This window comes from Flavobacterium sp., assembly GCF_044348915.1.
Lineage (GTDB): Bacteria > Bacteroidota > Bacteroidia > Flavobacteriales > Flavobacteriaceae > Flavobacterium.
This window is the reverse complement of sequence record NZ_JBIKRX010000032.1, coordinates 23,560-30,046: the sequence shown is the minus strand read 5'-3', so window position 1 is coordinate 30,046 and position 6,487 is coordinate 23,560. Positions and strand designations below refer to the sequence as shown.

Genomic DNA, 6,487 nt, shown 5'->3' with positions numbered 1-6,487 from the left:
ATGCAGCACAAAACTTTGCTAAAATACGCTCAGTCATTGATACAACTATAAAAAATGGCCTAAATGTATTGGAAGCATTGGTAATAATAGCTAAATTTGAGTTTGAATTATAAACTGATTAGTTACGCAAAAATAAATTTTTCAATTATTTTTTATTTTAACACAATAATTTAATTTTTATAACGTTGTAGTTGATTAATAATTGTTTTGTATTAATAAGGATTGAATTAGTTAGTTTTGTTTTAGTATTGCAAAAGGCTTTCATTTAGGTAGTTTGAGCGCCTTTTTATTTTAACTCGAAACATTTAGAACCGGTAAACTTCGTTCGGCGTCACACAATAATCCAGTTTTACATCATTTTCATAAACATCTTCAATTTTTTCTTCTGCTTCAAAGAAGGAAAATCCAATTTTGATGGTTTCTGGCCTACAATCCTTCAAGAATTTATCGTAAAACCCTTTGCCATATCCTGCTCGATGGCCTGTTTTGTCGAAAGCCAATAGAGGAACAAAAACCACTTCGATTTTACTTGCTGGAACTTCTAATCCGTCAACAGGTTCTGGAATATTGTATTGGTTTTTCTTGATTTTGGTATTGTCTGTCAATAGAAAATGGGTCATTTCTCTAGTTTTGAAATCACTTTTCGAAATAATGATTTCTTTGTCTTTTCCGGATAACAAATGCAAAATAAATTCTGTATTGACTTCTTTTTGTTCTGAAATGGGCAGAAAAATATGAAAATACGTCTTATTCCAAATGGGCAATGTGAGGACCTTATTGGAAATGGACAAACTCAAATCGTCGATTTTTGTTTCGCTCAATTCTTGCCTTTTGGTTTTATAACTATGTCTTAATTCCTTTTTAAGCATGAAGAGTTGCTTTCAGGTCGTTTATAAATGAGGTCAAATGTTGTATTTCTACATGATCCATCAGAACAATTTTATACCATTTATTATCTTTATTATGCTGTTGTGGGATTAAATTATATTTTGTGGCGATTTCTTCACGAACATATTGTGAATGAATAGTTACGATATTCATAAATGGTTCTCTAAAATAGTCGACTTTCAATTCATCCAATTCATGACACAAAAACTGTGTACGCATTTGCAAAATACTTACTTTTTCGAACCAACCAAAAGGACCATAAGTGAATAAAATCATCCAAACCGCCACTGCATTCGAACCAGAGCGACTTCCGCAAAGGGTTAAATCCATTCCTTCTACATATTCTGCTTCCTTGGTCAAAACATTTTCAATTAGACCTTTTCTGCATACAAAAACGCCAGTTCCATATGGAGATTGCAGCATTTTATGTGCGTCAATAGTGATGGAACTTATTTTTGGATTCTTAAAATTGATAACTGATTTCTGATTGCTAAACGGATAAACAAATCCACCATATGCTCCGTCGATATGTAGCTTGTATTCGGCACCATGTTTTTCTAATAGCGAAGTATAATCATTTGGATTGTCTACAGATCCAAACATTGTCGTTCCCATATTAGCAATAGCAATAAAATATTTTTTTCCGTTTTGTTTGGCTTTGATAATCTCGTTTTCTAAGGCTTGGGTGTCAACTTCTCTTTTTTCGTAAGAAACAGGGATTTTTATCCAATCCAACATCAGAACATTGGCTCCTTTTGGGATAGAATAATGAGTATCTTCCGAGGCAAGGATGACAATTTCATCCAAGTTTGCATTTTTTTGATACATAAAAAAATTACGATACATCCACATAGCTTGAATGTTGGCTTCGGTTCCGCCAGGTGAAATATATCCGTCTATTCCGCCGGGTTCTGCTTTAAATATATCAACTGCAATAACGTTCAACACTTCGCGTTCCATTTCTTGAGTCCCTTTGAAAGCACTTTCAGAAGTTCCCAAAGTATGACAGCCAATATGATTTGGGTTTGCTACATAGGTTTTCAATGTGGGTGCATCTTGTAAAAATGGCGCATCATCATAAAACACTTTTCCATCGAGTTTCGAAGCTGGATAGCCAAGCGAAGCATCTGTAGCAAAATTTACGTTAACTTCTAAAGCCTTTTCTATTCTGCTCTTTCTTTCGTCGTGCGAAAGTTTTTTCCAGTAAATCATGGGTAAAATATTTTTGACAAAGATAAATGTAATAATCTTTATGATTGTTAAAATCCTTAGGTTTCTGAATTTGGAATTTGCGGTTATTCAGGTTAACTTTGTTAAATGAACAACCCAACTCTCGAACTTCAAATTCAAACTTTGCCCGACGGTCCCGGAGTCTATCAGTATTATGATAAGGAGGGGAAGATTTTGTATGTAGGTAAAGCCAAAAACTTAAAAAAAAGGGTTTCTTCGTATTTTAATAAAATTCACGACACGGCCAAAACGAATGTCTTGGTCAAAAAGATTGTAACGATAAAACACATCGTCGTTCCTACCGAAACCGATGCCCTTTTGTTAGAAAACAATCTCATAAAAACCCTGCAACCACGCTATAATGTGTTGCTGCGCGACGATAAAAGTTATCCTTGGATTTGCATCAAAAAAGAACCTTTTTCACGGATATTTTCTACTCGAAGAATAGTCAAAGACGGCTCGGAATATTTTGGACCTTATACTAGTTTCAAAACGGTGCATACCATTTTAGAATTAATAAAAGAATTATATCCGCTGAGAACCTGCAATTACGATTTGAGCAAATTTAACATTGAAAGCGGAAAATTCAAAGTCTGTTTGGAATATCATATTGGCAATTGCAAAGGCCCTTGCGAAGGTTATGAATCTTTGGAAAATTACCAAAAACAAGTCGATGCTATTCGCGAAATTCTGAAAGGAAATTTTAAGGAATCAATGAAAGATTTCAAAAAGTTGATGAATGATTTGGCTCGGGAAATGCACTTTGAAGAGGCACAAAAAATCAAGGAGAAAATAGAAATCCTCGAAAATTACCAATCGCGTTCTACGATTATCAATCCAAAAATCACCAATATCGATGTGTTTTCGATAGTTTCAGATGAAAGTGCGGCTTTTGTGAACTTTTTGCAAATTTCGCACGGTTCGATTATTCGTTCGCATACGATGGAAATTAAGAAGAAACTGGACGAAACCGATGAAGAGTTACTAGAGCTCGCCATTATAGAACTTCGAGAGCGTTTTCAGCTCTTATCCAAGGAAATTATTGTCCCATTTGAAGTGGATTTGGGAGAGAAAATAAAAGTTACGGTTCCACAATTGGGGGATAAAAAACAGATTTTAGACTTGTCTATTCGCAACGCCAAGTTTTACCGAATAGAACAATTGAAGCAACTACAAATTGTGGATCCTGATCGTCATACGAATCGGATTATGGCACAAATGCAAAAGGATTTGCGATTGCCAGTTGAGCCACGACATATTGAATGTTTTGACAATTCGAATATTCAAGGAACCAATCCTGTGGCGGCTTGTGTCGTTTTTAAGGATGGAAAACCCAGCAAAAAGGACTACCGTCATTTCAATATCAAAACGGTCAAAGGACCAGATGATTTTGCATCGATGACCGAAGTGGTGTACCGAAGATACAAACGATTATTAGACGAAAAAGAGCCTTTGCCGCAACTGATTATTATCGACGGTGGGAAAGGACAATTGTCTTCGGCTTTGAAAAGTATTGATGAATTGGGTTTGCGAGGGAAAATCACGATAATTGGCATTGCCAAAAGACTAGAAGAGTTGTTTTATCCTGGTGATTCGATACCCTTGTATTTAGACAAAAAATCCGAAACTTTGAAGGTAATTCAGCAATTACGAAACGAAGCACACCGTTTTGGGATTACATTTCATAGAGATAAAAGAAGCAAATCAGCCCTCAATTCTACGCTAGAAAGCATTCCGGGAATAGGCGAAAAAACAATGCTAACCTTGATTCAGCATTTCAAGAGTGTTAAAAGATTGAAATTGGCATCCGAAAAAGAAATTTCTGACGTTATAGGTGTTTCAAGAGCCAAAAAAATTACCGACTTTTACAAAACCAATTAGCAAATCATCATGAGAAAGTTTGCCTTGTTTGTTTTTTTTCTAGTTAGTTATCAGGCGTCTTTTTCGCAAGACACCATCAAAAAACCGAAAATTGGATTGGTTTTGAGTGGTGGTGGAGCAAAAGGGTTTGCTCACGTTGGTGTGCTGAAAGTACTTGAACAAGCAGGAGTAAAAATAGATTACATTGGCGGAACCAGCATGGGCGCTGTGATTGGTGGGCTCTATGCCTCAGGTTATAATGCGGCACAACTCGACTCGATTGTTTCTATAACCAATTTCGATAATTTATTGATCGATTATGTTCCGCGTTCTTCAAAAAGTTTTTATGAAAAGCGCAATGATGAATTGTATGCATTTGTGCTTCCTTTCAATAAATTCAAAATTGGAGTTCCACAATCCCTATCAAAAGGGATGTTTAATTACAATTTATTCAACCACCTTACCTTACACGCAAGGCATGTTCGTGATTTCAATCAACTCCCTACGCCTTTTTTGTGTATGGCAACAGATATCGAAATTGGGAAACAAGTAATTTTAGACAAAGGAGTCTTGGCACAGGCGTTATTTGCCAGTTCCGCTTTGCCGTCTGTTTTTTCGCCAGTAACACTCGACGGAAAACTCTTAGTCGATGGAGGTGTAACGAACAATTATCCTATTGAAGAAATTAGAAAACTCGGAGCTGATATTATCATTGGGGTTGACGTACAAAGTGCACTTAGAGACAAAGATCAATTGCAAGATGCCACAAAGATTTTGTTTCAAATTAACAACCTTGATATGATCGAAAAAATGAATGCCAATTCTAAAAACACCAATATTTACATAAAACCCGATATCAAAAACATAGGTGTGGTATCATTCGAAAAGGCAAAAGAAATTATTCTAAGAGGAGAAGAAGCGGCTTTTACTGTATACGAAGATTTCGATAAATTAGCAGACAAGGCGTATCCATATCAAAAACCAAAGTTAAAAATCCCATCGGATAGTTTACACATAAAGAATATTGTGTGCGATAATTTGGGACGTTACTCGAAAACGTATCTTCTAGGAAAATTGGAGTTTAAGCCAGGCGCAAAAATTAGTTATAAAGATTTAGAAACAGGAATCAATAATATTGATGCCACTCGAAATTTCGGAACCGTGACCTATTCCTTAGAACCTAACGGATCTGGAGACGACTTGATCTTGAACCTGATTGAAAACCCAATGAAAACCTTTTTGAAATTTGGTTTGCATTATGATGGGCTATACAAAAGTGCGGTTTTGGCAAATATTACCAATAAGAACAGTATTTTTAAAAACGATGTCGCTTCATTCGACTTGATTATCGGAGACAATGTGCGGTATAATTTAGATTATTATATTGATAATGGATACAATTTGAGTCTGGGATTCAATTCGCAATTGAATCAATTTAATAAGAATGTTGCCCGACAAATCGTTGGTTTTTCTAGAGATTCATCGTTGAATTCTGTAAACATTGACTTTCTTGACATCACTAATCAGTTTTATTTTCAATCTATTTTTGCCCAAAAATTTCTTATAGGCGTTGGACTAGAGCTTAAGTATTTGGACATAAATTCCGAAACAGTTGCTACAGTAAACCCGATTATTGATAGGAGTTCTTATGGTAGTATCTATGCTTATATGAAATATGATTCTTTCGACAATCAGTACTTTCCAACAAGAGGCTGGTACCTTACTAGCGAAATTCACAACTATTTATTATCATCCAATTATACTGATAATTTTAATCCTTTTGCGATTGCAAAAGCGGATGCTGGTATTGCACTCAAAATTCTAAATAAAACAACTTTTAAACTCCAAACAGAAGCTGGTTTTTCTATTGGTAATAAAAGTGTGCCTTTTTTTGATTTTGTTTTGGGGGGATATGGTTTTATTCCAATCAATAATATCAAACCGTTTTATGGCTATGATTTTTTGAGCCTTGCCGGGGATAGTTACATAAAATCGTCGGCTACGATAGATTATGAAATTTTTAAAAAAAACCATTTGAATTTTTCGGCAAATTATGCCAATATCCAAAACGACCTTTTTGACACCTTAGACTGGATATCTATACCGAAATATTCAGGGTATGCGCTAGGTTATGGTTTAGAAACAATTATAGGGCCTGTCGAAGTAAAATATTCTTGGTCGCCTGAAACTAATAATGGATTTGTGTGGTTTAGTATAGGATTTTGGTTTTAATCGCTTGTTTTTTTAAATGAAGATTGTGGGGTAATCATAAAAAGTCACTTTTTTTTACGCAATGTGAAAAAATAAACCACTCTCGACTTGTGTCTTTGCATTCAATCTGTTAAACTTGATTTTTCTTTAAACTTTATGGAATAGTGTTGTACCTTTGCACCTGCAAAAAAGGAAGGGGTGGTTTCCTTCCGGATTTCATATAAATTTCATAATTTATAGTTTTTTGGTTAGTTAATAGCATTAATTCTCAGTCATTAATTTGACTGAGATTTTTTGT

Annotated in this window: 4 protein-coding genes; 2 read left to right on the top strand and 2 right to left on the bottom strand. The window is 35.0% G+C overall.

What is annotated here, in order from left to right; all coding sequences use genetic code 11:
* Nucleotides 1-305: 305 nt before the first annotated feature.
* Together ACIQ1E_RS07480 and ACIQ1E_RS07475 are read right to left on the bottom strand one after the other, a co-directional pair.
* Nucleotides 306-869: a 5-formyltetrahydrofolate cyclo-ligase gene (locus tag ACIQ1E_RS07480; RefSeq protein WP_396170136.1), complete on the bottom strand. Its 564-nt coding sequence runs from the start codon at nucleotides 867-869 to the stop codon at nucleotides 306-308.
* Nucleotides 862-2,100: an aminotransferase class I/II-fold pyridoxal phosphate-dependent enzyme gene (locus ACIQ1E_RS07475; RefSeq protein ID WP_396170134.1), complete on the bottom strand. Its 1,239-nt coding sequence runs from the start codon at nucleotides 2,098-2,100 to the stop codon at nucleotides 862-864. Before ACIQ1E_RS07475 ends, ACIQ1E_RS07480 begins: the two co-directional genes overlap by 8 nt.
* 105 nt (nucleotides 2,101-2,205) lie before the next feature.
* Here ACIQ1E_RS07475 and uvrC point away from each other — a divergent pair, with 105 nt between their 5' ends.
* Together uvrC and ACIQ1E_RS07465 are read left to right on the top strand one after the other, a co-directional pair.
* Complete coding sequence (gene uvrC / locus ACIQ1E_RS07470) at nucleotides 2,206-3,999, top strand: excinuclease ABC subunit UvrC (protein WP_396170132.1); 1,794 nt, start codon at nucleotides 2,206-2,208, stop codon at nucleotides 3,997-3,999.
* Nucleotides 4,000-4,008: 9 nt separating this feature from the next.
* Entirely contained in the window at nucleotides 4,009-6,210 is a 2,202-nt protein-coding gene (locus ACIQ1E_RS07465; RefSeq protein WP_396170130.1) for a patatin-like phospholipase family protein, read from the top strand.
* The last annotated feature ends 277 nt before the right edge of the window (nucleotides 6,211-6,487 follow it).